Origin of the sequence: Nonomuraea sp. NPDC005692 (genome assembly GCF_040631115.1) — a bacterium.
Classification (GTDB): domain Bacteria; phylum Actinomycetota; class Actinomycetes; order Streptosporangiales; family Streptosporangiaceae; genus Nonomuraea.
On the sequence record NZ_JBEXYU010000007.1, the window covers coordinates 363,053 to 389,271 of the forward strand.

General features: G+C 71.0%; 22 protein-coding genes and 1 pseudogene. 13 read left to right on the forward strand and 10 right to left on the reverse strand.

Annotated elements, in window-relative coordinates; translation table 11 throughout:
- Positions 1–132: 132 nt before the first annotated feature.
- From ABZ459_RS18800 to ABZ459_RS18815, 4 genes are read left to right on the forward strand one after another with little or no spacing between them, the layout of a single operon-like run.
- Entirely contained in the window at positions 133–321 is a 189-nt protein-coding gene (locus ABZ459_RS18800) for a DUF6229 family protein (protein WP_125634764.1), read from the forward strand.
- A 15-nt stretch (positions 322–336) separates the two neighbouring features.
- On the forward strand, positions 337–3,174 hold the full coding sequence (locus ABZ459_RS18805; RefSeq protein ID WP_357971520.1) for a type 2 lanthipeptide synthetase LanM family protein: 2,838 nt from the start codon (positions 337–339) through the stop codon (positions 3,172–3,174).
- A 5-nt stretch (positions 3,175–3,179) separates the two neighbouring features.
- Positions 3,180–5,042 carry an ATP-binding cassette domain-containing protein gene (locus ABZ459_RS18810; RefSeq protein ID WP_357971521.1) on the forward strand — a complete coding sequence of 621 codons (1,863 nt, stop codon included), beginning with the start codon at positions 3,180–3,182 and terminating at the stop codon, positions 5,040–5,042.
- On the forward strand, positions 5,039–6,382 hold the full coding sequence (locus tag ABZ459_RS18815) for an FAD-binding oxidoreductase (protein WP_357971522.1): 1,344 nt from the start codon (positions 5,039–5,041) through the stop codon (positions 6,380–6,382). Before ABZ459_RS18810 ends, ABZ459_RS18815 begins: the two co-directional genes overlap by 4 nt.
- A gap of 126 nt (positions 6,383–6,508) precedes the next feature.
- On the opposite strand, the gene pqqE is transcribed toward ABZ459_RS18815, so the two are convergent.
- The 4 genes and pseudogenes from pqqE to ABZ459_RS18835 all read right to left on the reverse strand — a co-directional run.
- A complete protein-coding gene (gene pqqE / locus ABZ459_RS18820) occupies positions 6,509–7,582 on the reverse strand; it encodes a pyrroloquinoline quinone biosynthesis protein PqqE (RefSeq protein ID WP_357971523.1) in 1,074 nt (357 codons plus the stop codon).
- Positions 7,579–7,818 carry a pyrroloquinoline quinone biosynthesis peptide chaperone PqqD gene (gene pqqD, locus ABZ459_RS18825; RefSeq protein ID WP_357971524.1) on the reverse strand — a complete coding sequence of 80 codons (240 nt, stop codon included), beginning with the start codon at positions 7,816–7,818 and terminating at the stop codon, positions 7,579–7,581. Before pqqD ends, pqqE begins: the two co-directional genes overlap by 4 nt.
- Positions 7,815–7,991: a hypothetical protein gene (locus ABZ459_RS18830; RefSeq protein ID WP_357971525.1), complete on the reverse strand. Its 177-nt coding sequence runs from the start codon at positions 7,989–7,991 to the stop codon at positions 7,815–7,817. Before ABZ459_RS18830 ends, pqqD begins: the two co-directional genes overlap by 4 nt.
- Positions 7,992–8,035: 44 nt before the next feature.
- A pseudogene (locus tag ABZ459_RS18835) lies at positions 8,036–8,476 on the reverse strand (PQQ-dependent sugar dehydrogenase); the annotation flags it as partial.
- Positions 8,477–9,379: 903 nt separating this feature from the next.
- Between ABZ459_RS18835 and ABZ459_RS18840 the strand changes: the two are divergent.
- Positions 9,380–9,634: a MerR family transcriptional regulator gene (locus tag ABZ459_RS18840; protein WP_357971564.1), complete on the forward strand. Its 255-nt coding sequence runs from the start codon at positions 9,380–9,382 to the stop codon at positions 9,632–9,634.
- 347 nt (positions 9,635–9,981) lie between these two features.
- On the opposite strand, the gene ABZ459_RS18845 is transcribed toward ABZ459_RS18840, so the two are convergent.
- Complete coding sequence (locus tag ABZ459_RS18845) at positions 9,982–12,060, reverse strand: serine/threonine-protein kinase (protein WP_357971526.1); 2,079 nt, start codon at positions 12,058–12,060, stop codon at positions 9,982–9,984.
- A gap of 606 nt (positions 12,061–12,666) precedes the next feature.
- Between ABZ459_RS18845 and ABZ459_RS18850 the strand changes: the two genes are divergently transcribed.
- The 6 genes from ABZ459_RS18850 to ABZ459_RS18875 all read left to right on the forward strand — a co-directional run bounded on the left by ABZ459_RS18850 (position 12,667) and on the right by ABZ459_RS18875 (position 17,688).
- Positions 12,667–13,230, forward strand: coding sequence for a hypothetical protein (locus tag ABZ459_RS18850; RefSeq protein ID WP_357971527.1), 564 nt, complete (start codon positions 12,667–12,669; stop codon positions 13,228–13,230).
- A gap of 42 nt (positions 13,231–13,272) precedes the next feature.
- The gene (locus tag ABZ459_RS18855) at positions 13,273–13,830 is read left to right on the forward strand and encodes a hypothetical protein (RefSeq protein ID WP_357971528.1); all 558 of its coding nucleotides are present in this window, start codon (positions 13,273–13,275) and stop codon (positions 13,828–13,830) included.
- Between the two features lie 161 nt (positions 13,831–13,991).
- Positions 13,992–14,759, forward strand: a complete 768-nt coding sequence (locus tag ABZ459_RS18860; RefSeq protein ID WP_357971529.1) for an ABC transporter permease — start codon at positions 13,992–13,994, stop codon at positions 14,757–14,759.
- Positions 14,760–14,781: 22 nt separating this feature from the next.
- A complete protein-coding gene (locus ABZ459_RS18865) occupies positions 14,782–15,804 on the forward strand; it encodes a glycine betaine ABC transporter substrate-binding protein (RefSeq protein ID WP_357971530.1) in 1,023 nt (340 codons plus the stop codon).
- Positions 15,788–16,603 (forward strand): ABC transporter ATP-binding protein, encoded by an 816-nt coding sequence (locus ABZ459_RS18870; RefSeq protein ID WP_357971531.1) that lies wholly within the window; start codon positions 15,788–15,790, stop codon positions 16,601–16,603. The genes ABZ459_RS18865 and ABZ459_RS18870 overlap by 17 nt, the downstream gene beginning before the upstream one ends.
- Positions 16,603–17,688 (forward strand): LLM class flavin-dependent oxidoreductase, encoded by a 1,086-nt coding sequence (locus ABZ459_RS18875; RefSeq protein WP_357971532.1) that lies wholly within the window; start codon positions 16,603–16,605, stop codon positions 17,686–17,688. The genes ABZ459_RS18870 and ABZ459_RS18875 overlap by 1 nt, the downstream gene beginning before the upstream one ends.
- 470 nt (positions 17,689–18,158) lie before the next feature.
- Here the strand turns inward: ABZ459_RS18875 and ABZ459_RS18880 are convergent, their stop codons facing one another.
- Complete coding sequence (locus ABZ459_RS18880; protein ID WP_357971533.1) at positions 18,159–19,565, reverse strand: VCBS repeat-containing protein; 1,407 nt, start codon at positions 19,563–19,565, stop codon at positions 18,159–18,161.
- A gap of 266 nt (positions 19,566–19,831) precedes the next feature.
- Between ABZ459_RS18880 and ABZ459_RS18885 the strand changes: the two genes are divergently transcribed.
- Positions 19,832–21,076, forward strand: a complete 1,245-nt coding sequence (locus tag ABZ459_RS18885) for a hypothetical protein (RefSeq protein WP_357971534.1) — start codon at positions 19,832–19,834, stop codon at positions 21,074–21,076.
- Between the two features lie 331 nt (positions 21,077–21,407).
- On the opposite strand, the gene ABZ459_RS18890 is transcribed toward ABZ459_RS18885, so the two are convergent.
- Both ABZ459_RS18890 and ABZ459_RS18895 read right to left on the reverse strand, forming a co-directional pair.
- A complete protein-coding gene (locus tag ABZ459_RS18890) occupies positions 21,408–22,271 on the reverse strand; it encodes an alpha/beta hydrolase (RefSeq protein WP_357971535.1) in 864 nt (287 codons plus the stop codon).
- A gap of 160 nt (positions 22,272–22,431) precedes the next feature.
- Positions 22,432–23,046 carry a TetR/AcrR family transcriptional regulator gene (locus ABZ459_RS18895; protein WP_357971536.1) on the reverse strand — a complete coding sequence of 205 codons (615 nt, stop codon included), beginning with the start codon at positions 23,044–23,046 and terminating at the stop codon, positions 22,432–22,434.
- A gap of 303 nt (positions 23,047–23,349) precedes the next feature.
- On the opposite strand from ABZ459_RS18895, the gene ABZ459_RS18900 reads away from it, so the two are divergent.
- On the forward strand, positions 23,350–23,610 hold the full coding sequence (locus ABZ459_RS18900; protein ID WP_357971537.1) for a hypothetical protein: 261 nt from the start codon (positions 23,350–23,352) through the stop codon (positions 23,608–23,610).
- Positions 23,611–24,103: 493 nt separating this feature from the next.
- Here ABZ459_RS18900 and ABZ459_RS18905 read toward each other — a convergent pair whose 3' ends face one another.
- The gene (locus ABZ459_RS18905; RefSeq protein WP_357971538.1) at positions 24,104–24,805 is read right to left on the reverse strand and encodes a response regulator transcription factor; all 702 of its coding nucleotides are present in this window, start codon (positions 24,803–24,805) and stop codon (positions 24,104–24,106) included.
- Entirely contained in the window at positions 24,802–26,034 is a 1,233-nt protein-coding gene (locus ABZ459_RS18910; protein ID WP_357971539.1) for a sensor histidine kinase, read from the reverse strand. The genes ABZ459_RS18905 and ABZ459_RS18910 overlap by 4 nt, the downstream gene beginning before the upstream one ends.
- Positions 26,035–26,219 lie beyond the last annotated feature (185 nt).

A 26,219-nucleotide genomic window follows, 5' to 3' on the forward strand; every position in this document is an offset into this window, starting at 1 on the left:
CTACCGCAGAAACGGTGATCACGCCTGTCTATCTCATATCCCCTATCTGTCGTCAAGTGCGCAGTTATGAGGCCTATGAGGCGTTGCGTCGACCCCGAATCATGGGGCCAGATTCGAGAAGGGAGCGAACACATGACCGTCACCCTCGAGAGGGCCGAGGAGATCATCGCCGCCTGGAGGGCGGGCGACGACCCGGACAGCCCGGCAGGCCCGCTGATGCCCGGCATGTACGTCGAGTCGGAGATCACCATGACAGGGCCGGGCGGCTCCGGCAGATGCGGGACCGCCTGCTCGGGTTCCAGAACCTATCAGTGCTGCTGAGCAGGGGCGGAGCGCATGGCCGGTGAGTTCGACCCTCCGCTGGACCCGCTGATCGGCCCCGCACTGACCGACCTCGGGGCCCGGCTGCGCGCACTTACCGGTCTTGCGCCGGCCGAGCGCAGCGCCGTCCTGTCAGGCGCTGCGCTGTCCGTCGAGGAGGAGGTCCGCCGCAAGATCACCAGGGTACTGGTGCTGGAGGTGAACGCCGCCCGCCTGTCCGGGCGCCTGACCGCCGCCGACCCCGCCGCCCGCTGGCGGGAGTGGCGGCGAAGTGCGGCGCAACCGGCATTCTGGAACGATCTGGCGGTGCTCTACCCCGGCATGATGCCGAGGCTCACGACGATCATCCGCAATCGGTGCGCCGCCGCGTTCCGCCTGGCCGAACGCTTCGCCGCGGACCGCGCGAGGCTGGTCTCGCTTCCGGGAGCGCCGTCGGGCGAGCTCGACCGCGTCGAGTTCGGCGCCGGCGACAGCCACCGGGGCGGGCAGACGGTCGTCGTGCTGCACGGCGGCGGCGGACGGGTGGTCTACAAGCCGCGTTCGCTGGCGGTGGACGCGGCGCTCGCCGACCTGCTCACGTACCTCGGCGTCCCGACCATGCGGGTGCCCGCCGTCGTGACCAGGCAGGGGTACGGCTGGGCCGAGCACATCGAGCACCGCCACTGCGCCGGCGACGGCGAACTGCGCGCGTTCTACCGGGGACTGGGCCATTGGCTGGCCCTCATGCGCCTGCTCGGTGGCAACGACCTGCACGCCGAGAACCTCATCGCCGCCGGGCCGCACCCCGTGGTCGTGGACTGCGAGAGCCTGTTCGCCCCGCACGCGAAGGCCCGTCCCTCGGGGTACGGCCGGGCCTTCGACACGGCGGTGGAGCTGGTGAACAGCTCGGTGCTGGGCATCGGGCTGCTCCCGGGACGAGGGGTGGCCCTGGGCTGGCGCGGCGTGGACATGTCGGCGGCGGGCGCGCTGCCCGGCCAGCAGCCGCAGATCGAGCTGCCGGTGGTGCTCGGCGCGGGCACCGACAGCCCCAGGATGGGCACCGAGCGGGTGACGCTGCCGCCGGCGGCCAACCATCCCAGCCCCGAGCCGGTGCTCGGCCGGTACTGGGACCTGATCATCGCCGGCCTCGACGAGCTCGACGACCGCCTGACCGAGCTGGACCGGTCGGGCAAGCTGGAGCCGCTGCTGGCGCCGTTCGCCGACTGTCCCGTCCGCGCGGTGCTGCGCTCCACCGAGTCGTACGCCGAGCTGGCGCGCATGCTGTGGCATCCGGCCGCGCTCCACGACGAGGCGGACGCCCGCGCGAAGGCCGCCCGGCTGCTGGCGAAAATGTCGGAGAACGTCCCCGGGGCCCCGGGCGACGCCGCGATCATCGCCGCGGAGGTGGACGAGCTGTGCCACGGTGACATCCCGATGTTCGACACCACGCCGCGCGTCGGCATGCTCCGCGGCCCCGCCGACACCAGGTGCGGCCCGGAGAGCGATCTGGTCGCCGGTGCGGTGGCCCGCTGGCGGGAGCGCGACCACGGCCTGGACCGCGCGGTGGCTCAGGCGGCTCTGGTCAGCGCGTACCTCAACGAGGGCTGGATGCCGGACCTCGAACGGCTCCCGCCCGGCCTCGTCCGTACCGAACGGCTGGAGCCCAGGCGGCGCGCGGCGGCCGCCGGCATCCTCCGCGAGGTCCTGGAGAGCGCCGTGCGCGGTGCGGACGGCACGGTCACGTGGATCACGCCCGTGCTCGACCTCACCGGCTGGGCCGTGCAGCCGCTGTCGCTCGACCTGTACGGCGGAGCCCACGGCCTGGCGATCCTGCTGAGCGCCTACATCAGGGAAGCCGCGGACGGCAGGGCCGAGCCGATCGCGGAACTGGACGGGCTCCTGGAAGCGGTCCTGCGCACGATCCGCGCCATGGAGGACCGCGACGCCGCCAGGCGGCAGGAAGGGGTACGCCTGCGGCCGGATCCGCCCGGTGCCTACCTCGGGATCGCCTCGCAGGTGTGGAGCTGGCTGCTGCTGCGCTCCCTGGGTGTCGTCGGGGAGGAAGCGCTTCAGCGCGCCCGCGTTCTGGCGGGACTGCTGCCGGACTCGATCGAGGCCGACGACAGCTACGACCTGCTGTCAGGGATGGCGGGGGCGATCGTTCCGCTCCTCCTGCTGAGCCGGGAGACCGGCGAAGCAGGCTGGGCCCGGCTGTCCCGTACGATCGGGGAGCGCCTCGCGGGGCTGGCGGAGCGCCGCTCCGGCGGGGTGTGCTGGCCGAGCCTCCGCTTCCCGCAAGGGCTCGGAGGGCTGGCGCACGGCGCGAGCGGCATCGGCTGGGCCCTGGCGCGCCTCGCCGATTCCCCCGGTGACCATGAGGGCATGAGAGAGCTGGCCGGGGCCGCCTTCGCCTACGAGGACACCCTCTACGACGCCGAGCAGCGCGGCTGGCTGGACCTTCGCAACGACGGCTTCGCCGCCAAGGCGTGGTGCCACGGCGCGGGCGGGATCGGGCTCGTCGCCGCCGACCGGCTGGCCCGCGAGGGCGGCACCCGGTGGCGCGACAGGCTGGCGCGCGCCGCCGCCTCCTGCTGGGCCGACGGGATCGGCTGGAACCACACGCTCTGCCACGGCGATCTCGGCTGCTGGGAGACGATCGAGCAGGCCCGGGCCGCCGGCGTCGCACCGGTCGAGCGGGACCGGCTGGACGCCGTCATCCTGGGCAGCCTGGAGACCAACGGCCCGGTCAGCGGCCTGGCCAGAGACGCCTTCGCGCCGGGCCTGCTGCCCGGTCTGGGCGGAGTGTCCTACCAGTTGCTCCGCATGCACCCCGAGTGCGCGCTGCCGTCCGTGCTGCTGCCGGACCTGGCATGAGCCCCATGGACGAGAAGGTGGACGAGGAGCTCGTCACTCCCTACTGGCACCTCGACCAGCCGGACGGATCCCGCCGCACGCCGCGGCAACTGCTGGCGGTCACCGTGCCGGTGCTGCGGCTCATCTGGCGGTGCGGGCGCCGGTCCGCGATCGCCGTCCTCGTCCTTCAGCTCGCCGCGGGCGCCGCGACGGCCGGCGGGTTGCTGACGAGCGTGGCTGTGCTGGACGAGTTGCTCGCGTCAGGCGCGGCGCCCGACCGGCTCGTGGCGGCGGCCCCCGGCCTGGCGTTGGTCGCCGGGATCCTGGCGCTGCGCGGGGCGGCCGAAGCGGCGGTGGAGCTGGCCAGGGCGCGGCTGGAACCGGCGCTGCGCCGGGCCGCCGAGGAACGGCTGTTCGCCGCCGCCCTGGACGTGCAGCTCGCCGACTTCGACGACGCCGACTTCTACGACGGCCTGCACCGGGCCCGCGACCGCGGGTTGTTCCACCTCGACCGCGCGGTCGGCAACACGATCGACCTGCTCGGCTCCGTCTGCGGAGTGACGGCCGCGGTGGCCGGGCTGGCCGTCCTGCACCCCCTGCTGGTGCCGCTGCTCGTGGCCGGCATGATCCCGGAGGCCTGGGCGGTGCTGACGGTCGCGCGGCGCGGGTACGCCGGCATGCGGAGCATGGTCACGCTGAACCGCCGGGTGCAGATGCTCGCCGAGCTGTCCACCGAGCGGGACCCGGCGGCCGAACTGCGCGCCTGCCAGGCCGAGCCGTACGTGCTGGCCGAGTACCGCCAGGTGGCGGACGTGCTGAAGAAGAGGGAGACCCAGGTCGGGGTGTCCATGGCGCGGGGCAGGACCGCGGGCCGCGCGCTGGCCGGCCTCGCCCTGGCCGGGGTGCTGGCCGTACTCGGTCTGATGTTGCACGCCGGCTGGATCGGGCCGGCCGCGGCGGGCACCGCGGTGATCGCCGTCAGGGTGGCCGCCGCGGCGCTGCGGCAGCTCACCCAGGCCGCCAACCAGCTGTTCGAACAGTCCCTGTACGTGGCCGACTACCAGGACTTCCTCACCGACGCCGACGCCAGGAAACGACCGGCGTCCGGCGTACCGGTCCCGCGTTCCCCGGAGTGCGTCACCCTGCGCGGCGTGGGCTTCGCCTACCCCGGCAGGCGGACTCCCGCGCTGCGCGACATCGACCTGACCATCCGCGCCGGGCAGACGATCGCGCTGGTCGGCGAGAACGGTTCGGGCAAGACCACACTGGCCAGGCTCCTCGCCGGGCTCTACCGGCCGACCAGCGGAACCATGCGATGGGACGGGATCGACACCGCCCTCCTGGACCCGCGTACCCTGGCCGACCGGGTCGTCCTGGTCCCGCAGCACCCGGTCCGCTGGCCGCACGATGCCCGGACCAACGTCCGTATCGGCCGCCACGACCGCCCGGACCCGGAAGACCACGCCCTGCGCGAGGCCGCCTCGCTCGCCGCCGCCGCGGACGTCGTCGCGGGCATGCCCGCGGGATGGCACACCCTGCTGTCCAAACACTTCAAGGGCGGCCACGAGCTGTCGGCGGGCCAGTGGCAACGCCTGGCCGTGGCCCGCGGGTTGTTCCGGGACGGCGCCCTGCTGATCTGGGACGAGCCGACCGCACCGCTGGACGCCAAGGCGGAGTACGCCGTCTACGAGACCCTCCGCGCGATCGCCGGAGAACGGACCATCCTGCTCATCACGCACCGGCTGACCAGCGTCCGCCACGCCGACCGCATCTACCTGCTGCACCAGGGGCGCGTGGCCGAGGAGGGCGTCCACGAGGAACTGCTGGCGCTGCGGGGACGCTACGCCGAGCTGTACGCGTTGCAGACCGGAAAGCCGGCACGCCGATGACCGGCCCGCGCATGATCCGTCCGGGCGAGCCTGGTTACCAGGCCAGGCGCAAGCCCTTCCTCGGCACGCTCACCGAGAAGCTGCCCGCCGCCGTGGCCTGCTGCGCCTCCGAGGCGGACGTGGTCGGCGTCCTTGAGCTCGTCCGCGCCCGCGGCATGCCGTTCGCCCTGCGCGGCGGTGGTCACAGCTTCGCCGAGCACTCCTCCACGACCGGCCTGCTCGTCGATCTCAGCGCGGCGAACGAGATCGAGGTCGGCGCGGAGAACGTGCGGGTGGGCCCCGGCGTGCGGATCGGCGAGCTGGCCCGGCGCCTGGCCGAGCACGGGCGCATGGTGCCCTGCGGCTGGTGCCCGGCGGTCGGCGTCACCGGAGCGGTGCTGGGCGGTGGATACGGCGTGTTCAGCCGCCTTCACGGGCTCGGCGCCGACCACCTGCTCGCGGCGCGGGTGATCCTGGCCGACGGGTCGCGCGTCGAGGCGGACGACGATCTGCTGTGGGCGCTGCGCGGGGCCGGTGGCGGCAACTTCGGCGTCGTCACCCGGATGACGCTGCGTACCCGCCCCATCGTGCCGGTCACCGCTGTGCAGGCCGTCTGCGACTTCGAGCGGGCCGCCGACCTCATCTACGCCTGGCAGCGGTGGGCGCCCGAAGCGCCGGACGAGGTCAACCTGGAGATCGCCGTCATCTCCGGGGACGAGCCGGACGAGCCGCCGCAGGCCGTCCTCTTCGGCGTCGTGGTCGGCGCCGAGGAGCGGGCCGTCGAGGTCGTCGACGCGCTCGCGCCGCCGGGCCGCCTGCGGCTCACCCGGCTGGAGGGCGCGGCGGCCGCCTGCCACCACTCCTACGCCGACGGCGGGCAGGGCCCCGTCACCGCGCTGCCGTACGGCGAGCGGCCCGGCCTGCGCCTGAACAAGTCGGGTTTCTTCGATGGTCTCCTGCCGCGTACGGCCGTCGAGGACCTGCTGGACCGGCTGGTCGCCGACCGGGTGCGCGGCGAGATCCGGGACCTGGAGTTCGTGCCGTGGGCGGGCGCCATCGGCCGCCCGGCCTCCGACGCGACCGCGTTCGTCCACCGCGGTCCGCGGTTTCTGCTCAAGCAGGCCGTCCAGGTCGGTTTCCGCGCCTGCGACGAGCGGCGGCGGGAGGCGCACGCGTGGTTGCGCGAGTCGTGGGAACGGGTGTCGCCGTGGTCGTCCGGCGGGGTCTACCCCAACTACCCGGACGCCGACCTGGAGGACTGGGCCCGGGCCTACTACGGCGACAACCTCCCGCGCCTGCGCGAGATCAAGGCCGCCTACGACCCCACCGGCCTGTTCCGCTCCGCCCAGTCACTGCGCTGAGAGCCGGGGACGTCCCCGCCTCGGGTGCGCGGCGGAACCGGCCCGAGACGGTGTGGCGCCGGGCCCGTCTCCCGCTCGCCGGTGGGCCGGCGCCCGCGAACCCACCAACGCTCGTGGTCAATACAGCTAGCGGGCGTCGCGGGCGAAGGAGCGGTAGACGAAGCCGTCGTCCTCCGCGTCCTGGTCTGTGGTGAGGTCGCGGACGATGTGGTGCTCAGGCGACAGGGAGCAGGCCGGGTCGGTACGGCCCGGGTCGCCGGTCAGGGCGAATGCCTGGCAGCGGCAGCCCCCGAAATCCTGGTGCCTGAGAGGGCAGCCGGAGCACGGTTCGGACATCCAGGACGTGCCGCGGTAGGCGTTGAACGCCGCCGACTCCCGCCAGATCCACTCCAGGCTGTGCGTGCGCACGTTGGGCAGCTCCAGCGGAAGCGAGTAGGCGGCCGGGCACGGCAGCACGCGCCCATCGGGTGCCACGGTCAGGGAGAGCGTGCCCCAGCCGCCCATGCACGGTTTGGCGGTTCCGTCGAAGTAGTCGGGTACCACCCAGATCAGCTCGACGTCGCTGCGACGGCGCCATCGCTCGACCTTCTCCCGGGCCGCGCTGAGCTGGGCTCGCGTAGGCATCAGGGCGCGCCGGTTGACCAGGCCCCAGCCGTAGAACTGAATGTTGGCCAGCTCGATGCGCTGCGCCCCCCAGGTGATGCCGAGCTCCACGATCTGATCGATGGCGTCCAGATTGTGCCGGTGCAGCACGACGTTGAGGCCCAGCGGCAGTCCGGCCTCGACGACCAGCGCCGCCGCCCGCTGCTTGTCGGCGAAGGACGGGCGGCCGGCGATCCGGTCCGAGGCGGCCGCGTCGGCGGCCTGCGTGGACAACTGGACGCTGCGCACCCCGGCCCGCAGGAGTTCGGCCAGCCGCACCCGGGTGAGGCCGACGCCGCTGGTGACAAGCTGGGGGTAGATGCCGGCCGAGGCCGCTGCCGCGGCGATCTCGGCCAGATCGCCGCGCAGCAGAGGCTCCCCGCCGGACAGGTGGACATGGACCACGCCCAGGGCGGCGGCCTCGTTGAAGACCCGGACCCAGGTGGCGGTGTCCAGCTCCGCCGACTTCGTCACCAGCGATGTGGGGTTGGAGCAGTACGGGCAACGCAACGGGCAGCCATGGGTCACCTCGGCCAGCATGGCCCAGGGCCCGTTCACCGGATCCATCCCTGGGCACGCACGTCCCGCAGGAACTCTGTCACGTCGGCGAAGATCTCGGAGGGGAACCGCGCGGCGATCTCCTCGACGGTGTTGTGCCCGTCGCACAGCCCTACGATGGCGGCCGCCTCGGCATTGAGCACCACGATCCGTTCGGGCACGATCAGCAGTTCCGCCTGCCGTACCGGGCAATGCCGCAGCAGAGCACCTGGGCTCGACGACGGGCGCCAGGTCATCGGTAGGCCCGCTCGACCGCGTTCAGAAGTGTCCACAGCACCTCGCACTTGTACTCCAGCGCCCTGATCGCCGCCTGCCGGTCAGCGGGACTGCGAGCCCAGGACAACACCAGCGGCAGCGCCCGTTCGCTGTCCTTGCGCCCTTGGTCGATCCGGACCTGGAAATACCGCAACCCAGCGGGATCGATCCATGGGTAGTGTTCTGGTCGATGCTGGAGGGCAGCTCCGTGAGGATGTCGTGGGCGCCGGTCAGCTTGCCGTCGGCCCAGGTGTAGCGGGTGAGCTTGGTCTTGTTCCCGTCCCGGCCCTTGTAGGTGTAGGACAGGTACACGTGGTCGGTGCCCCTCCCCTTACCGAAGTCAGGATGCAGGGCCAGCCCCAGCACCCCGTCCTTGCTCATCGGGGTGTGGCGGGCCTGGCCGGTCAGGTCCAGCGCGGTACTCACCAGGCCGGTGTCCGGTTTGATCCGCTTGACCGTCAGCCCGCTCTTTTCCGTGAGCCACAGGTAACCGTCGGGGCCCATGATCAGCTCATAAGGATCCTTCAAGCCGGTGGCGACGATTCTCGTCCCGGGCGCGGACGTAACGCCGGAGCCGGGCACGGCCGGCCCGGCCACCACAGAGGCCGCGGTTGCCGCTGCGGCGAAGACCCGCAGCATTCCTTTCCATGCGGGCACTCGTGCCCCCAAGAGTCACAAAGCAACGTATAAGCGGACATTGCAGGCAACCTTTGGGGCGTTTTTACGCGCACACGCCACCAGACCAGGCCCACGCCGACGCTCTCAAGGCGTGGATCGTGTGCGGTCTTTGATCAGTGGCAAGAACCACGCGTCACCCATCGCCCCCAGCTCATGCCGATCACGTGGCATGGCGGCGGTCTCCCGCAAGCGCGAAAGAGAATCTGTAGTCGCCGCTGTAGACATTCGCGCTATGTGAAGCTAGAGTTTCTGACATCGCAAGGGATGGATCCACGAGGGCAGCACGAGCACCACGATGGGGCTGCCGGACGAACGTGGACAGCAGCACAGAACGAGGTAGGGCAGAAGGTCGGACTGCCGCGGCCGGCATGGTTGAGCAAGAGGGGCCGGGGCGGTGGACGCGCTGCCGCTTACAGGAAGTCGGCGCCGGCGATCGGAGCGCCGAGGTACGGATAACCGGAAGGGAGTGTTGAACGCCATCAGGATCGCCCGTCGCCGGCCGCATGTCGCCGCACGGGTACCGCAGCTCCACGAACAGGACGGTGGTCTACGGTCACGCTTACGCGATCCCCGCACCCCCGCATCGGGCGGCTGGTGCGGCACAAGTGAACCGCCCCTGCAGCATGCAGGCAGGGCCGGTCGATGGTGTTAAACCTCTGGGCCCCGGCGCATCATGGCGCCGGGGCCCCTGTTCGCATTCGGGAAGGTTGAATGGATCAAACACCTCAGGCAACGGTCACCGCCTCCGACCGGGAGCGGCCCCGCCCCACCGGCGACCACCCAGCCGATCACCCGGTCCAGGAGATCGAAGCGGCCGGCAGTCTCGGGCAACGGCTCGATGACGAGGACTATCCCGCCTACAGCATGGGCCGGGCCGCCGAGCTCCTCGGCGTCACCCCCGCGTTCCTGCGCAGCCTCGGCGCAGCCAAGCTGATCGAGCCGCTACGCAGTGAGGGTGGGCACCGCCGCTTCTCCCGCTACCAGCTGCGCCTGGCCGCTCGCGCCCGCGAACTCGTCGACGCCGGCACCCAGCTGGAAGCGGCCTGCCGCATCATCATCTTGGAGGACCAGCTCGCCGAGGCGCTGCGCATCAACGAAGAACTCCGCCGGCGCCACTGACCGCTTCGGCCCCCGGCCATGCCGTTGGCCGCTTTGCACTCGCCTTCTCGGAGGCCGGAGCGGGCGAGGGTTCGCGGCACCCTCCACGCCCTCGTCGTGCTCCAACCGCTCCCCCGTCGAGGCCGGCCGGCGTCAGCTGCGAATCATGCCGGCCGCCGACGACCCTCTCGACGTGGTGCGTCGCTTCCGGATGTGTGACGGCGTGGATGGTGCGCATGCGTAAGGTCTTCCTGCTGGGGGCTTTTGAGGCGGCAGTGGCGGGCGGCGGCGAAGCGGGGCTCGCTGATGATGACGTCGGCTTGCCAGACGGGGAACGCGGCCCTCCGTGAAGCGGGTGAACGGCCGACCTATCGTGAGAGCTGCCAGACGCGTGCCGTACCGTCCTCCGCACAGGAGGCCAGTGCGGTGCCGTCGTGGTTGAAGACCGCGAACCGCACCGCGCCTGTGTGGCCGGTGAGGGTCGCGACTGCGGCTCCCGTGGCACCGTCCCACAGGTGGATCTCGCCGCTCTCGGCGCAGGTGGCCAGGAGCGAGCCGTCGGCGGAGAAGGCCAGGGCGTTGAGCCGGCCCTGGTTGGGCAGCTCCGTGGGCCGCGCGGGCGCGGCGGGGTCCCAGAACCTGAACGGACCGGTGATGTCGGTGGTGGCCAGGAGCGCGGGGCCGGCGGGGCGGAAGGCGAGGTTGTAGGCCTCGCCCTCCAGTTCGGCCAGTTGCTCGCCGGTGGCGGTGTCCCACAGCCGGGTGGTGCCGTCTCGGCTGGACGTGGCCGCGAGCTTGCCGTCGGGGCTGATGGAGGCGTCGGTGACGATGTCCTCGTGCCCGTTGAGCGTGTGCAGGAGCTCGCGTTCGCGCACGTCCCACAGCCGGGCCGTGCGGTCCTCGCTGGGGGTGATGAGCAGGCTGGAGTCGGCGCTGAAGGCGGGGTTCCAGACGATGCCCTTGTGCCCCTTCAGCTTGGCGATCAGCTTGCCGTCCTTGTTCCACAGCAGGACGGGCTCGCCCGCACCGGTGGTGACCAGCACCGAGCCGTCGGGGCTGAACTTCGCCGCCCAGAAGGTGTCGTGTCCCGACAGCCTCCTGACCAGGGCGCCGGTCGCCGGATTCCACAGCGAACCCCAGGTCAGGCCTTCGGTGAGCAGCCTGGTCCCGTCCGGGTTGAAGGACAGGGAGTCGGCGCCGAGATCGGTGTCGCCGAAGGTACGCCGGCGCTTGCCGGTGCGCATGTCCCACACCGCGACCACACCGCCCCCACGGTAGGCGCTGGTGATCACGGAGTCGCCGTCGGGGGTGAATATGGCCTTGCCGGGATATTTCTTGTCGTGGGCGGTGAACGTGTGCAGGGCCGTCCACTTGAGGGCGATGGTCGCCGGGGTAGGCGGCCCGCTGGTCTTCGGCGTGGGCGACGGCTGGGCCTGCGGGGTGTGCGCGGGGGTGTCGTCGTCTCCCAGCAGGATCACGGCCGCGGCTCCGGCGGCTGACAGCAGGGCGGCGGCTCCGCCGTACAGGAGGAGGCTGCGGCGGCGCAGGGGCGGGGGCCCGGCCGGCGGCGCGAGGTAGGGCCCGTTCGACGGTACGGCGGGCGCTGCGGGGTGCGGCGGGTAGGGGGCGGCGGGTAAGGCCCTGGGAGGTGCGGCGGGTTGCCGGGTGGCAGTTGCCGCGAGGAGCGCCAGCGCCTGGGCGGCGGTCGGGCGGCGCGCCGGATCCCGCTGGAGCAGGGCGTCCAGCAGCGGGGCCAATGGCCCCGCCCGTTCCGGGCGAGGACGATCCGCTGCCAGGATCGCCGCCAGCGTCGCGACGAGGGTGGGACCCTCGAACGGCGAGCGCCCCTCGATCGCGGCGTGGAGCGTGGCGCCCAGCGACCACAGGTCGCCCGCCGGGCCGGTGTCCTCGCCGCGCACCTGTTCCGGCGGCAGGAAGGCGGCGACGCCCAACGGCGCGTCCGTGGGCGGGCGTTCCTCGGCCGGACGGCTGACGCTGAAGTCGGTCACGACGAGGCGGGTGTCGGACAGCAGGATGTTCGACGGCCTGAGATTGCCGTGGTTGATACCGGCCTTGTGTGCCTCGACCAGCACGTTCAGCACGTCGACGGCGATCCCGCGCACGTGCGCCACCGGGAGCGGGCCCTCGGTGGCGACGGCCTGGGCCAGCGAGCGGCCGGCGAAGTACTCCATGACGATCATCGGACCGTCGTCGGTCGGGACGATGTCGTGAACCGTCACGACGCAGGGGTGGTGGAGCTGAGCCGCCGACGTGACCTCGTGCAGGATCCGCTCGTAGTCGTGTTCGCCTGGCGTCGGCAGGCGGATCTCCTTGACGGCGACCGTACGCCGCATCAGCTCGTCTTGGCCGCGCCAGACGCGGCCCATCCCACCTGCGCCTATCTCCTCGATCAGGCGATATCGGCCGGCGACCAAGACCCCGTTCATGATTCGCAGTAAACCAGAAAGGCCGTCGCCGCGGAGGCACGTGGAAATGGCCGCGAGCCACCAGCGCAGTTCCTCCCTGCCAAGCGTCGAGGCAATACGGCGCGCGCCGGCCGAGCTCGTCCTCGTCCGGCACGCCCACGCGGCCCCCGGCCGGCCGAGCCTCACCGACTCGCTGTCACCTCGGTCACCTTCTCCTCGGCCGACGGCCGGCGGTGACAAGGCGCACCGTCGTACGCCGGCGCGACTCGTGTTGATCTCAGCGAGATCCAACTGACCTCCAAGCCCGCGGCTGTGCACTTGTGCCGGGGGTTGGCCGGGAAACGAGATGGGAATCATCGGTGTCACGACTCTTCAGGGGGACCAACGGCAGGCGGATCGCCGCCGTGCTGTTCGGCGCCAGGTCCATCACGAGGCCGGCCGCCCCTTCACCGTGGAGCTGTGCTGGACGTACGAGTGGGGCCTGGTGCCCTGCGGCCGGTACTTCCGACCAGATCGGCGGGGCCCGCGCAGGGGGCCGGCCGTTCTCATGCGACCGGACCGTACGCGGCCGGCTCACCGTGATCAAGCATGCCGGAACACCGTGAACCCCTACCGGAGGACCTGACCATGAACAAGAAGGTTGTGCCCGCGGCGATGGCCGGAGTCGCCTTGGCCGCCCTGACCGTGACCCCCGCCACGGCCGCGGCCACCCCGGTGATCGAGATCCGTCCCGGGCACAGCGCGACCGTGCAGGAGTCGGACCACAAGTTCCTCTGCCCCACGAACGAGGTGTTGATCGGCCGAGAGCACATCGGTGACGAGAACGCCGACACCACCTATTGGTGCGGCCGCATCTACATCGACAACGAACAGGTGACGACGCTGAGGCTCAGTTTCCTCGGCAGCACCGAACCGGAGAACGAATCGTTCTTCGTCACCCAGGCCCACCAGGCCCTCACCGGACGCAGCCACGACGGGGACGAGAACGGCTACACCTCGTACTACACGGGCGCGCTGTTCTGGCAGGGCAAGGTCGTCAAGCTCGTCGACCGGCACTGGGTCACCTATCCGCGTGAGAGCAACCACTCCACGAAGGCGGGGGCACTGGAGGTCATGACGGGCCGCTGGCACTCCGGCGACGAGAACGGCCAGACCGGCTACGAGTTCGCCACGGTCACCTTCAGCGGCTAGCGGCGCCCCATCAGGACGGAACCAGAACCCGAGGACGGAAACATGCAGAAAAAGGCTCTGGCCGCCGCGATGGTGGCGGCCGCCGCGCTGACCCTCGCCCCTGCCGCTCCGGCTGCGGCCGCCGCGACGATCGAGGTCAGGACCACGTCCACCGCGACCGTGCGGGAATCGGACAGCGATTTCATCTGTCCGGCCAACGAGGTACTGACCGGCCGTGCTCACCACGGTGACGAGAACGGCTACACCACGTACTGGTGCAGCCGCATCTTCATCAACGATGTGCAGGTGTCGGTGGTCCGCATCGACATCTTCGGCGTCCACGTGCAGGAACCCTCGTTCTACACCACCCCGGAGAATCACGGCCTCGCAGGCCGCAGGCACGACGGGGACGAGCACGGCTGGACGGAGTACTACCCGGCCGCGCTGTTCTGGCAGGGCAAGGTCGTCAAGCTCGTCGACCGGAGGTGGAGCGGGCAGATGAAGGAGAACGACCACTCCTCCAGGGCGTGGCCCAACGAGATCATGACCGGACGCTGGCACGCCGGCGACGAGAACGGCGACACGACCTACCAGTACGCCAGGGTCTCCATCGACGCTTGACCCCGTGCCGCGGGACCGAGCCTTTCCGCAGGGCCGGTCTCGCGGCGCACAGAACAGCGCCCGAAGGGGCCGGCGCGTCATTCTTCTTGCGTGTGGCCGGGGGATCGTCTACCTTAATTCCCACTAAACCAGTCGCTTATTGTGGAATAGGGGCGGAGACGGTGATCCGTGGGGTCGGGCTTCGGGTGGCGGGGGTGGTCCTGCTGGCCGCGATCTGGTGGGCGGTCGCGGCCTCCCACCTGTGGCCCGAGGTGTTCGTCCCCAGCCCGGGGTCGGTGTGGGAGCAGCTCTTCCTGACCTCCTCCGTGCACGACGGCCAGCGCGGCTACGGCGGCTACCTGCTGTCGGAGCACCTGCTGGCCAGCCTGCGCCGCATCCTGCTCGGCAGCCTGTACGGCATCGCGCTCGGCCTGGTCGTCGGCCTGGTCCCCACCGTGCGCGCCCTGCTCAACCCGCTGATCACGTTCGTCCGCACGTTGCCGCCCCTGGCCTACTTCAGCCTGCTGATCATCTGGCTGGGCATCGACGAGCCGCCCAAGGTCTCGTTGTTGTTCGTGGCCGCGCTGCCACCCGTCGCCGTGGCCACCGCCGACGCGGTACGCGGGGTGCACGAGGACTACCTGTACGCGGCCAGGTCGCTGGGGGCCGGGCGGTGGCAGCTTCCGTACCGGATCGTGCTCCCCTCGGCGCTGCCGGAGGTGATCACCGGCGTCCGGGTCGCGGTCGGGGTGGCCTACACCACGGTCGTGGCCGCCGAGACCGTCAACGGCGTGCCGGGAATCGGCGGGATGATCCGCGACGCCCAGCGCTACAACCAGACCGACGTCGTCGTGCTCGGGCTGCTCGTCATCGGCGCGTCCGGCCTGCTCATCGACACCCTCCTCCAATTCACCGAGCGCCTGCTCGTGCCCTGGCGCGGCAAGGCCTGACCCCCCTGCGAAGGCATCAGCCATGAAACACCGCCTCATCCCCGCGCTGGCGCTCGCACTGTGCCTGGCGGCCTGCTCCACCGGCACCGGAGCCGCCACCGGCGCCGACGGCAGCCCCGAGGAACTGCGGATCGGCTACCAGCTCATCCCGAACGGCGACCTCATCGTCAAGGACCAGCGCTGGCTGGAGAGCGCGCTGCCGAACACGAAGATCAGCTGGATCAAGTTCGACTCGGGCGGCGACGTGAACACCGCGATGGTCGCGGGCAGCATCGACATCGGCCTGGCCGGCAGCAGCCCGGTCACCCGCGGCCTGTCCGCGCCGCTGAACATCCCGTACCAGGTGCCGTGGATCTTCGACGTCATCGGCGAGAACGAGGCACTCGTGGCCCGCCAGGCGGGCTCGGTGGCCGAGCTGAAGGGCCGGAAGATCGCGACGCCGTTCTCGTCGACCTCGCACTACAGCCTGCTGGCCGCGCTCCAGGAGGCCGGGCTGAGCGAGTCCGACGTCACCGTCGTCGACCTGGAGCCGCCCGACATCCAGGCCGCCTGGACGCGCGGCGACATCGACGCCGCCTACGTCTGGACGCCCGTGCTCGGCGAGCTGCGTAAAAGCGGCAAGGTGCTGGTCACCAGCAAGGAGCTGGCCGCCAAGGGAAAACTGACGGCCGACCTCGCCGTCGTCCGCACCCAGTTCGCCACCTCCTACCCCCAGGCGCTGCGCACCTGGCTCACGCAGCAGGACCGGGCGGTCAAGCTCGTACGCACCGACAAGCGGGCCGCGGCGGCGGCCGTCGGACGCCAGCTCAACCTGAGCCCCGACGAGGCCGCCGGGCAGATCGACGAGCTGATCCTGCTGGACGCCAAGGAGCAGGCCGGCCCCGCCTACCTGGGCACCCCGGACAAGCCTGGCGCGCTGGCCGAGAACCTGCGCAGCGCCGCCGAGTTCCTCAAGGCCCAGCACAAGCTGCCCGAGGTGCCCGCCCTGGAGGTCTACCAGAAGGGCCTGGACACCAAGGACCTGCGCGATGCCGTCGCGGGCTGACACGCTCACCGCGGCGGCGGTGCGGCTGGTGGGCGTCTCGCTCACCTACCGGCCGCGCTCCCGCTGGTCGAAGGCGGAGCCGGTGGAGGCGCTGCGCGGGATCGGCGCCGACGTCGGCGCGGGCGAGTTCGTGACGATCGTCGGGCCCTCGGGCTGTGGGAAGAGCACGCTGCTCAGGCTCGTCGCCGGGTTCGCCGCGCCCACCTCCGGGACGGTCACGGTGGGCGGCGAGCCGGTGGCGGGGCCGGGTCCCGACCGGGGCGTGGTGTTCCAGCAGCCGCGGCTGTTCCCCTGGCTGAACGTACGGCGTAACGTCGAGTTCGGGCTGCGCATGACAGGAGTGCCGAAGCGGGTCAGGACGGCCAGGGCCGACGAGCTGCTCACGCTCGTGGGGCTGGGCCAGGTGGCGGGGCGGCGGCCGTACGAGTTGTCCGGCGGCATGCAGCAGCGCGCCGCCATCGCCCGGGCGCTCGCGCCCGACCCCGCGATCCTGCTGATGGACGAGCCGTTCGCCGCGCTCGACGCGCTCACCAGGGAGCGGCTCCAGGAGGAGCTGCGACGGCTGTGGCAGGCCACGGGCAAGACCGTGCTGTTCGTCACGCACAGCGTCGACGAGGCCGTCTACCTGGGCACCCGCCTGCTGGTGATGAGCCGCGGGCCGGGCACGATCGTGCTCGACCAGCCCTCGGAGCTGCCGCGCGCGGCCGATCCGCGCACCCATCCCGACTTCCCGTCCGTACGCGAGACCGTGGCCGCAGCCGTCCGGCGGGCCGCCTCGTCCGACCCCGAGGTTTCCTGATGCGTTTCCACTGGTTCCTGCCCACGACCGGTGACGGCCACGACGTACGCTCGGCCATCACCACCACCGACGCCTACCGCCCCTCCGCCCGCCCGGCCACCGTCGCGTACCTGACGCAGGTGGCCAGGGCGGCCGAGCAGGGCGGGTTCGAGGCCGCGCTCACCCCCGTCGGCGCGGGCTGCCCCGACCCGTGGATCGTGTGCGCGGCCCTGGCCCAGCACACCGAGCGGCTGCGGCTGCTGGTCGCCTTCCGCACCGGCTACGCGCTGCCCACCCTGCTCGCCCAGCAGGCCCAGACCTTCCAGGAGATCTCCGGCGGCCGGCTGCTGCTGAACGTCGTGACCGGGGGCGACCCAGTCGAGCAGCGCGCGTACGGCGACTTCCTCGACCACGACGCCCGCTACGCCAGGACCGCCGAGTTCCTGCACGTGCTCCGCCGCTCCTGGGACGGCGCGCCGTTCGGCCACCACGGCGAGCACTACCGGGTCGAGGGCGGCGGCCTGCCCGCGCCGCTCGACCCGAGGCCGCCGCTCTACTTCGGCGGCGCCTCCCCGGCCGCCGAGCAGGTCGCCGCCCGCCACGCCGACGTCGTGCTCATGTGGGGCGAGCCGCCGCAGGCGGTCGCCGAGCGGGTGGCCAGGTTGCGCACGCTCAGCGCCGCGCACGGCCGCACCCTCGGGTACGGCCTGCGCGTGCACGTCATCGCCCGCGACACGAACGAAGCCGCCTGGGCCGAGGCCGACCGGCTGCTCGCGGGCATGGACCCGGGCCGCATCGCCGAGGCCCAACGCCGCTTCGCCCGCTACGACTCCGTCGGCCAGCGCCGCATGGTGGACCTGCACGCCGGCGGCACCCGTGAGCTGGAGATCCACCCGGGGCTGTGGGCCGGGGTCGGGCTGGTGCGCGAGGGTGCCGGCACCGCCCTGGTCGGCTCGTACGACGAGGTCGCGGCGCTGTTCCACGAATACGCGGCGGCAGGAGTGGAGGAGTTCGTGCTGTCCGGGTGGCCGCATCTGGAGGAGGCGTACCGGGTCGGCGAGCACGTCCTGCCGCGCGTGCCGCGGACGTCGGCCCTTCCGGCCTGAGCCCCCTGGAAGGCGGGTCAGTCGCCGCCGCGCTCGTCGGCGATCTTCTTCAGCAGGGTGATGGCGGTCATGGCGTTGGTCGGTGACCGGGCTCCGCCCACGGCGAGCACAGCCAGTTCCCTCTTGGGGTCCTGCGCAGCCCCCTACATCGGCTCCGACGACAGGGTGCACGTCTTCTGCACCGGCCCCGGCATCGCCGACCTGCACGTGCAGTGCGCGTGGAGCTGGTGGCGGGACGCTCAGGCCAACCATCATCGTGCTGATGGGTGCGGCCGGCATGCTTCTGCCGGCGGCACCGCCGGCCATGGCAGCGCCCTCGAACGCCGCCGCGACCGTGGCCGCGTAATCCAGCGCGGCGGGCCGGAGACGGCGACGGCAGCTACGAGCTCTGGGGAGATAGGCGCGAGAGTCCGCGGCCCTCCCCTACAGCAGGGCCGCGGATGTCCATGTCGGCGTCGCCCGCAGTGGCGCTATCTCAGCATGATGGCGCCGAAGCGGGCATCCGCGGCGCTCACCCCGCTGGGGATCGCGTGCATGGACTGCGCAGAGGACGGGAGCCCCGTGGCGGTGCCGGCAAGCACTGCGAGCATGCCTCTGCCGCCGTTCTTGCCGGGCACGCCGATGATCAGCTCGCCCTTGCCGTCGGCGGTAACGTCGATGATCGAGACGGCCTCGCCCATGCGGTCGTCGGCCACGGACTCCTCGGCGATCGGATCCGCCGAAGGCGCTGTGTCGGGTGCGGCGATGCCGTCCTGGGTCAGGATCCGGGCAGCGGAGACGTCCGGGCCCGAGGCGGTCCCGGGGATCAGCGCCACGGCCCCTGCGGCCGCCTTGCCGCCGATGGTCGCCTTGGGCAGGCCGATGGCGATCTCGCCGGGGCCGTCGCCGTTGGTGTCGCCGATGGTGACGGTGATGTCGGTGGACCCGAGCGTGGTCAGCCAGGACAGGTTGCGGGCCGTGAAGCCGGGCTGAAGCATGCCGGCGCCGTAGTAGGAGCCGTACCAGACGTGCACCGTACCGGTGCTGGGCGTCACCATGACAAGGTCGCGGTAGCCGTCGCCGTTCACGTCGCCGAGACCGAGCTGGGAGTCCTTCGTGGTACAGGCGGGCTTGGTCGCCTCAGGGTTGTCGCAGGCCGCCGTGTTGCCCATGAGCATGGGGGTGTGGGCCGGGTTGCGCGGGCTGTCGATGTACCACAGCTCGTGGCTGGTCGACCCGTAGGTGGGGGCGAGCACCACCATCGCTTCCATGATGTCGTCGCCGTTCACGGTGCCGATCGCCGTCGACTGCAGCAAGGGGCCGCTCGGGGCGTTGAGCGGCGTCTTTTCGAAGGTGCCGCCGTTGTACCAGCCACCGAAGGATGCGAACCAGCCAGAGGCGAACAGTCCCATGACGTCGGTTCGCGAGTCACTGTCGGCGTTGCCGACGGTCAGCCCCCGGAAGTACGCCGAGCTTGAGCTGCCCTGCCGGGTGATCCCGCCCGGTGTCCAGGAGAAGACCTGCCGCTCGCGCAGCCCCGCGCTGACCAGCTCGGTCCTGCCGTCGCCGTCGACGTCGCCCGCGGCCAGTCCCTTGCCCCAGCCCTGGCAGACGTCGGCCGATTCACCCGAGCAGCCGGACGTGGGCCGCAGGAACTGCTTGGCGCCGCTGAGTCCGTTCGGGCCGCCGTACAGGACGGCGATCATGCCGCTGTTCTTCGTGCCGAGATAGCCCGGGTACGTGGGCATGCCGACGGCGACGTCGTTGTACCCGTCGGCGTTGAAGTCGCTCTTGACGGTGATGGCAGGCGCCGCCGCAGCGGGTGCGGCGGGAGTGGTGGTGAGCCCGACGGCCGCCGCGAGCACCGCGGCCGACCAGGCGATCTTGTTCACGCGCATGGGGCGAGGATTGCGCTTGCGACTTGTGGCCGGGTTGGGGCTGACTGGCGACGACCGCCGACCAGATCCGGGCAGGTCGGCGCGTCCGACGCCCTCACGGGACGGCCGCCGCCGGAAATGCCACGGATACGGGCCTGACCTGCATGGATGGGACTCAGGGCCCGTTCGTCGAGCCTGCCAGGTTTCGCAAGACCGATCCAACCCGATCACAAGACAACGCTTCTAGCTTCGTCCGCTGAAGGCAACCACGAAGGAGACCGAGCAGCGTGCAGTTAAGGACGAAGATCGCGGGCATCCTCATGGCGGCACTGGCGATGACCTCCGCCGCCACTCCCGTCCGCGCGGCGACCACCCAGAACACACCACAGGACACACCGCAGGACACACCGCAGAGCACTCTGACGGCGGCCGCCGACCAGATCAGGAAAGTTGTGGACGGCGGCGGGTACGCGGGCGTCGAACTCGGCGAGGACCGGGTGATCCTGTGGTGGAAGGGCAAGGTCCCCGGCCCGATCCGGGCCGCGATCCAGCGGGCCGAGAAGATCGCTTCGGTGGAGGTGCGCCCGGCCGCATACTCGGAGAGCGAACTGAGCGCGGCCTCCGACCGGCTCTGGGCCGCCTCGGGCGCCGAGAAGGGCGGCCGCGTCCACGCCGTCCAGATGCCCTTCGACGGCAGCGGTCTCACCGCGGCAGTCGAGGAGAAGGACATGGCCCTCGTACGGCAGGCGCTGCCGGACGTCGGGGTCCCGGTCCAGGTGGTCGCGCAGGAGCCGCTGCAGCTCACGTCCCGCTGCGACGACGACCTCCCCTGGTACGGCGGCGTGGCGATCGCCAACGCCACCTTCGGCGGCGCTGCAGGCTGCGGCGGGAGCCCCGTCCTGGGCTACAACTGCACCGGTGGCTTCCCCGTGTACATCGGCTCGACCCGCTACCTGCTGACGGCCGGGCACTGCGGCGCTCCCGGCGACGTGTTCACCGACGGCGCCGGCCAGGTCATCGGCGTCGCCGAGCAGGAGAACGTCGCCCACGACCTCCTGCTCATCCGCGTCACCGGCCTTGTCAGCACGGGCAAGGGCAACGGCAGGATGTGGGACGGCTCCCCCGGCGTCAGCGACTTCACCAAGCCGGTGGTCGGATGGGGGTTCACCTACAAGAACCAGTCGCTGTGCATGTCCGGCGCCACCACCGGAGCCTCGTGCGGCCGAACCGTGGACTACAAGTACAGCGAGATCTGCGGCAAGGACATCTACGGCAACCAGGAGTGCTACAGCAACCTGGTTTCGGCCAAGCAACGGATCGACAGCTCCAGGCACGGTGACAGTGGAGGCCCGGTCTTCGAGCTGACCGGCGGCGACGCCCAAGTCCGCGCGATGGGCACGGTCACGGGCACCATCACCAAGGACTGGATCATCACCAAGGACCAGTGGTTGTTGTTCCAGGAGTTCGCCACCGCCGTGCGGGACTTCCCCGGCCTCGAACCGGCCCTCGACCTCGGCCCCGATCCCGCGTAATCCACAGCATCACCGATGCCGGCTCGACGCTCTGCAGAGCTCCCCAGTAAGACGTGAAGGGTCCCGGTGAACTGAAGCGCAGCATCATGGACATCCTGAGGCCTCAGTAGCAATGGAGCATCCTGAGGCTCGGCTGTTCACCGGGCCACGGGGCGGTCGCATCAGCACCGCGCTCCTCCGCGACGCGACACACCGGGACGAGGCCGTCACCCAGCTCGGCCACGAACATCTTCGCCGTCACGATCTCCGCCATAGCAGTGCGGGCGTAGAACGTCGGGGATGCACGACCGTGCCGTCCGCGGGTGGCTCCCCGCGATCGACGGGTTGTCGGCTATCGCCCGGTGTGCCGGAGGATCGCGGCGGAGATCCGAGGAATCACCTGCGGCGGGAACCCGTGCCCCATTCCCTCGATGGGCAGGAACTCGCTGCCGGGAATCGCCGCTGCCAGGGCCTGGCCATGAGCGAAGGGCGCCATGGGATCGTCCGAGCCGTGAATCACCAGGGTCGGAGCGGTGATCGAGCCGACAAGCCCGGAACGGTCGCGGGAGGCGAAGGCCGCAAGGATGTGGTTCTTCGAGGCGTGGCCCGCATCGGTGGCGTTCTCGATCTCCCGCTCGATGATCGCGCGCGTGGCCGCCTCGTCGAACGCCGTCAACCGTCCGGCGAGAATGCGCGCCAGTTTGAGATGCGACTCGACGTGCTCCTCCCGGGTGCTGGGCGGATCGGCGATCTGTTCGGCGTCCCAGGCGGCCAGCCGTGGATCGCGTACCGTGCCCCGGAAGGTGTTGGTCGCGGGGTCGAGGGGCTCGGCGCTCGACATGATGACCGTCAGGCTGCGCAGCCGGTCAGCGTGTTCGAGCGCGATCTCCTGGGCGATCATGCCGCCCATCGACGCGCCGACCACGTCCGCCGTGGCGATGCCCAAGCCGTCGAGCAGGCCGACCGCGTCCTGGGCGAGGTCGACCATGGTGTACGGGTTGGCCTCGTAATCCACACAGCCGGACAGCCCGGTGTCCCGGTTGTCGTAGCGGATGACGTACCGGCCTCCCTCCTGGAGAAGCCGGCAGAGCTCATCAGGCCAGGTGGCGCCTCGGGCGCCGAGCCCCATCACGAGCAGCAGCGCGGGGTCGGCCGAGTCACCGAACGTCTCGCACCACAGACGGATCCCGTTGGCCTCGACTATGCGTTCCATCATGTCCTGCCCCTCGTTCTGGCTCGCACCAGCGGCGACGACTGGCGCTACGACGTCCCGTACGAGGACGAGCGCTCACGGACCGTGCGCCGAGTCCGCTCCCACAGCGCCCTCCCATGGCAAAAAGTATATACACGTTAACTTTTTGCTTGATCCAGAGCCGTCACAATCCAGCCGGCACATGCAGGACGGCGAGCATCTGGGCCCGCAGGTGCACACTCAGCGCCTGGATGTCATCGCCCAGCCGGGCGGCGAGCACCGCCGTCACCATCCCCATGACGGAGGTGACGGCGATCCGCGCCGCCAGGTCCGACAGCTCCGGCCGCACCTCGATCAGCAGCCCGACCCACTCCTCACGTATCTGCCGCATTTGGCGGTTGAGCCGCCGCCGATCCTGCTCCGGCAGCCACAGCAGCTCGGCCTGCATGATCAGAGTCAGACTCCGGTTCTCGACGGAGGACCGGGAGAACCAGTCCACCAGGGCGATCAGCGCCTCCTGCGGGTCCTGGTCGCGGTCGGCCAGCGCGGCTTGCGTCCCCTCCTGAAGGCGTTCCAGCGACAGCTCGATCAGGGCGAGGAGGATGGCCTGCTTGCCGGGGAAGTGCCGGTAGACCGCGGGTCCGGAGATGCCCACCGCGGCCCCGATGTCGTCGATCCCGGTGTCGGCGTAACCACGCTCCACGAAGAGCCGGGCCGCCTGCAGCAGGATGACCCGCTTGCGCACCCCATGTTTGCGCCCCTGCGAGATGAGGGATTCCAGCTCGTCGGACTCGGCCACGTACGTACCTCTCTGGAAGAAACAGGAACCACGGTTAACATATTGGATGGAGGCTGGCCAGGCACACCCTGAAGTGCACCCCGTCAGCTCCGGATGCCGGCAAGGCGACCTCCGACGGGATCTTCCGCCGTTGCCGCCAGAACCCTCGTCAACCAGACAAGGCCGCGGCCCGGTCGAGGCGGTCGCGGACGTCCCGCAGCACCGGGACCGGCTCCGGCGGATCCAGCACCTCGGAGTCGAACCGCATTGGCGGAGTACAACAGATCAGGATCTATGTCGATCTGCGGATCAGCTCGGGGATGAGTGGCGGGGCAGGCGAGCGAGCTGTACATCGCCGACGGCACGAGCATCGACTGGATGTTCAACAACCAGGGCATCTTCGCCTACACCTTCAAGAGGCCCGACCTGGTGCTGCTCCGGCGACGGCTCCTACCTGCCCGACGAGCAGCTCGTGCCGCAGACAACCCGCAACAAGGAGGGACTCCTGAGACCGCCCACTGTGATGGCGAATGGGTTACCCAGCAAGCCCGCAACCTCCTCGAAGTTCACCAGCAGCTTCGATGAAGTGCTCGCAAGCGACAACATGCACGTGCTGAAGATCCCACCGCGAGCGCCTCGATCGACGCGTTCGCCGAGCGATCGGTCCGCACCGCACACAGTGCACCGACAGGCGACCAGCGGGATCGAGCGCCGCCGAGTCCGGCGGGCTGATCAACGAGTACCAGCGAGCCGGCTGCCCGGTCTCCGCGGCCCGCAGTGACTGCGGGCCGGTGATGCCCGCGCTGGGTTCCGGCTCGCGCCCCTCGGCGAGTCGGACGCGTTCGCGAAGGTCATCATGGAGAGCACAGAGATCACCGTCCTGCCGTCAGCGCGTGAAGATCGCACGGGTCGTAGCTCGCCTGGGGGGCGGGAAGCCGCAGGGAAGTGCCTCACTTGAGGGAGGCCGGGCGGCGGCGCGGAGGCGTTGCGCCGGGCCACCGTGGTGCTGGAGACCGAGGTCGTCGACACGATGCCGGAGGTCCCGGCCGGTGCTCCCGAACCGGTGAGTTGCTGGGCATCAGATGCGGTCTCCGGCTCCAGGGACGATCAGGCCGGTCTCGTATGCGATGACCACGGCTTGGGCGCGGCTGGACAGCTTGAGCTTGGTCATGAGGCGGCCCAGGTGGGATTTGACGGTGGCCTCGGCGATGTTCAGGCGGGTGGCGATCTGCTGGTTGGTCAGGCCCTGGCCGACCAGGTGGAGCACGGCGGTTTCCTGGCTGGTGAGCCGGGCGAGTTCCTCGGGCCGGCGCCGGTTGGGTTCGGGCGCGGTGACGAAATGGTGGACCAGGCGCCGGGTGACGCTGGGCGCCAGCAGCACCTCGCCGCGGGCGACCGTGGCGATCGCGGCCAGCATCTGGTCGGCGGGGGTGTCCTTGAGCAGAAATCCCGAGGCGCCGGCGCGCAGGGCGGCGAAGACGTGTTCGTCCAGGTCGAAGGTGGTCAGGATGAGGATCTTCGGTGCCGGGCCGGCGGCGTGGGTGAGGATGTGGCGCGTGGCGGCGACGCCGTCCAGGTTGGGCATGCGGATGTCCATCAGGATGACATCCGGGGCGGTCGCCGCGGCCTGGGCGATGGCTTCGTGGCCGTCGGCGGCCTCGCCGACGACCGCGAGAGCGGCGTCGGTGCGCAGGAGGGCGACCAGGCCCGCGCGGACCAGGGCCTGGTCGTCGACGACCAGGACGCGGATGGTCCCGCGGTCGGCGTCGGGGCCGGTCATCGGGGCGCCCCGGGCCGTGGTGCGCTCTGCTGCGGGTGGGCCGTGGCGAAAGCGGGCTCGGCGAGTGGGGAGGCGGGCAGGTGCGCGGTCACGGTGAAGCCGCCGTCCGTACGTGGGCCGGCGGTGAGGGTGCCGCCGTAGAGGGTGGCTCGTTCGCGCATGCCGATCAGGCCGTGTCCGTCGGCGCTGTGCCCGGTGGTGGCCGGGCCGTTGTTGCCGACCTGCAGCGTGACCGCGGCGGGGTGGTAGGTCAGGGTGAGGGTCACGTCGGCGTGTGGGGCGTGTTTGAGCACGTTGGTCAATGATTCCTGGGTGATGCGGTACAGGCACCGGTCCACGCCGGGCGGCAGCGGGCGTACCTGACCGGAGGTTTCCCGGCGGATCGACAGGCCGGACAGGCGGGAGCGTTCCAGCAGCGTGTCCAGCTGGGCCAGCCCCGGCTGCGGGGCGTAGGAGTCCTCGCCGGTGTCGGACGTGAGGCGCAGGACCGACAGCATGTTCCGGAGTTCGGCCAGCGCCTCGCGGGTCGTGGCGGCGATCGCGGTGAACGCTTCGCGTGCGGCGTCGGGCTCGGTGTCGATCAGGCGACCGCCGGCACCGGACTGGATCGAGACGACCGACAGGTGGTGGGCGACCACGTCGTGCAGTTCCCTGGCGATGCGCACGCGTTCTTCGGCGACCGCTCGGAGGGCTTTCTCCTCGCGTTCGATCTCCAGGTGGCGGGCGTGCTCGATGAGGTCCTGGTGGCGCAGCCGGCGGCTGCGCACCCCGTCCCCGATGGCCCAGGCCGCGCCGAGCTGAAGCGCGTTCTCGACCAGGCTTTTGACGATCGCGAAGGTCAGCCCGGACCTGATGAGGTCGGGAACGAGGATGCCCGCCATCAACACCAGGGCCAGGGCGCCGTCGCGGTGGCCCTCCCGGCGGTAGGCCGCGACGGTGTAGAGGCTGACCAGCACCGGCGGGGCCTGGAATCCGTTGGGATAGCCGGCCAGGCCGCAGCCGATCAGGCCCGCCGTGATCACCGCAAGGACGAGGATGGGGTGACGCCTGCGCAGCACCAGCGGCGCGCTGGTGAGCACCGCCAGCAGGTACGCCAGCACGACCGGGTCATGGGCGGACAAGGCGGCCTGCGTCACCGCCAGCGCGGTCGACACACCGGCCAGCAGGCTGTCGGCGACCATCACCGGCAAGCCGCGCCACCAGCGGCCCCATCGTCGCACCACGTTCATGAGACGAAGGTAGCCGCCAGCATGACCCGCTTTGTCCTCCTTTGGGAGGAGTCGTCGTTAGGGCAGCGGTTGCAGAGAAGCGGGCGGTTGGTGTGCCGGTGGCAGGGCCCGGATCGACCTTCCGCACGATGTCCAGGGGCTGCTCAGGCCCCTAGTTTGGATACAGCCGGTGATCAGCGATCAAC

What these genes read in the sequence shown, in the direction of transcription:
- ABZ459_RS18800 (WP_125634764.1), top strand. Translation starts at nt 133, where the DNA reads ATGACCGTCACCCTCGAGAGGGCCGAGGAGATCATCGCCGCCTGGAGG.
- ABZ459_RS18805 (WP_357971520.1), top strand. Translation starts at nt 337, where the DNA reads ATGGCCGGTGAGTTCGACCCTCCGCTGGACCCGCTGATCGGCCCCGCA.
- ABZ459_RS18810 (WP_357971521.1), top strand. Translation starts at nt 3,180, where the DNA reads ATGGACGAGAAGGTGGACGAGGAGCTCGTCACTCCCTACTGGCACCTC.
- ABZ459_RS18815 (WP_357971522.1), top strand. Translation starts at nt 5,039, where the DNA reads ATGACCGGCCCGCGCATGATCCGTCCGGGCGAGCCTGGTTACCAGGCC.
- pqqD (WP_357971524.1), bottom strand. Translation starts at nt 7,818, where the DNA reads ATGACCTGGCGCCCGTCGTCGAGCCCAGGTGCTCTGCTGCGGCATTGC.
- ABZ459_RS18840 (WP_357971564.1), top strand. Translation starts at nt 9,380, where the DNA reads ATGGGCCGGGCCGCCGAGCTCCTCGGCGTCACCCCCGCGTTCCTGCGC.
- ABZ459_RS18845 (WP_357971526.1), bottom strand. Translation starts at nt 12,060, where the DNA reads ATGAACGGGGTCTTGGTCGCCGGCCGATATCGCCTGATCGAGGAGATA.
- ABZ459_RS18850 (WP_357971527.1), top strand. Translation starts at nt 12,667, where the DNA reads ATGAACAAGAAGGTTGTGCCCGCGGCGATGGCCGGAGTCGCCTTGGCC.
- ABZ459_RS18855 (WP_357971528.1), top strand. Translation starts at nt 13,273, where the DNA reads ATGCAGAAAAAGGCTCTGGCCGCCGCGATGGTGGCGGCCGCCGCGCTG.
- ABZ459_RS18865 (WP_357971530.1), top strand. Translation starts at nt 14,782, where the DNA reads ATGAAACACCGCCTCATCCCCGCGCTGGCGCTCGCACTGTGCCTGGCG.
- ABZ459_RS18870 (WP_357971531.1), top strand. Translation starts at nt 15,788, where the DNA reads ATGCCGTCGCGGGCTGACACGCTCACCGCGGCGGCGGTGCGGCTGGTG.
- ABZ459_RS18875 (WP_357971532.1), top strand. Translation starts at nt 16,603, where the DNA reads ATGCGTTTCCACTGGTTCCTGCCCACGACCGGTGACGGCCACGACGTA.
- ABZ459_RS18880 (WP_357971533.1), bottom strand. Translation starts at nt 19,565, where the DNA reads ATGCGCGTGAACAAGATCGCCTGGTCGGCCGCGGTGCTCGCGGCGGCC.
- ABZ459_RS18890 (WP_357971535.1), bottom strand. Translation starts at nt 22,271, where the DNA reads ATGATGGAACGCATAGTCGAGGCCAACGGGATCCGTCTGTGGTGCGAG.
- ABZ459_RS18905 (WP_357971538.1), bottom strand. Translation starts at nt 24,805, where the DNA reads ATGACCGGCCCCGACGCCGACCGCGGGACCATCCGCGTCCTGGTCGTC.
- ABZ459_RS18910 (WP_357971539.1), bottom strand. Translation starts at nt 26,034, where the DNA reads ATGAACGTGGTGCGACGATGGGGCCGCTGGTGGCGCGGCTTGCCGGTG.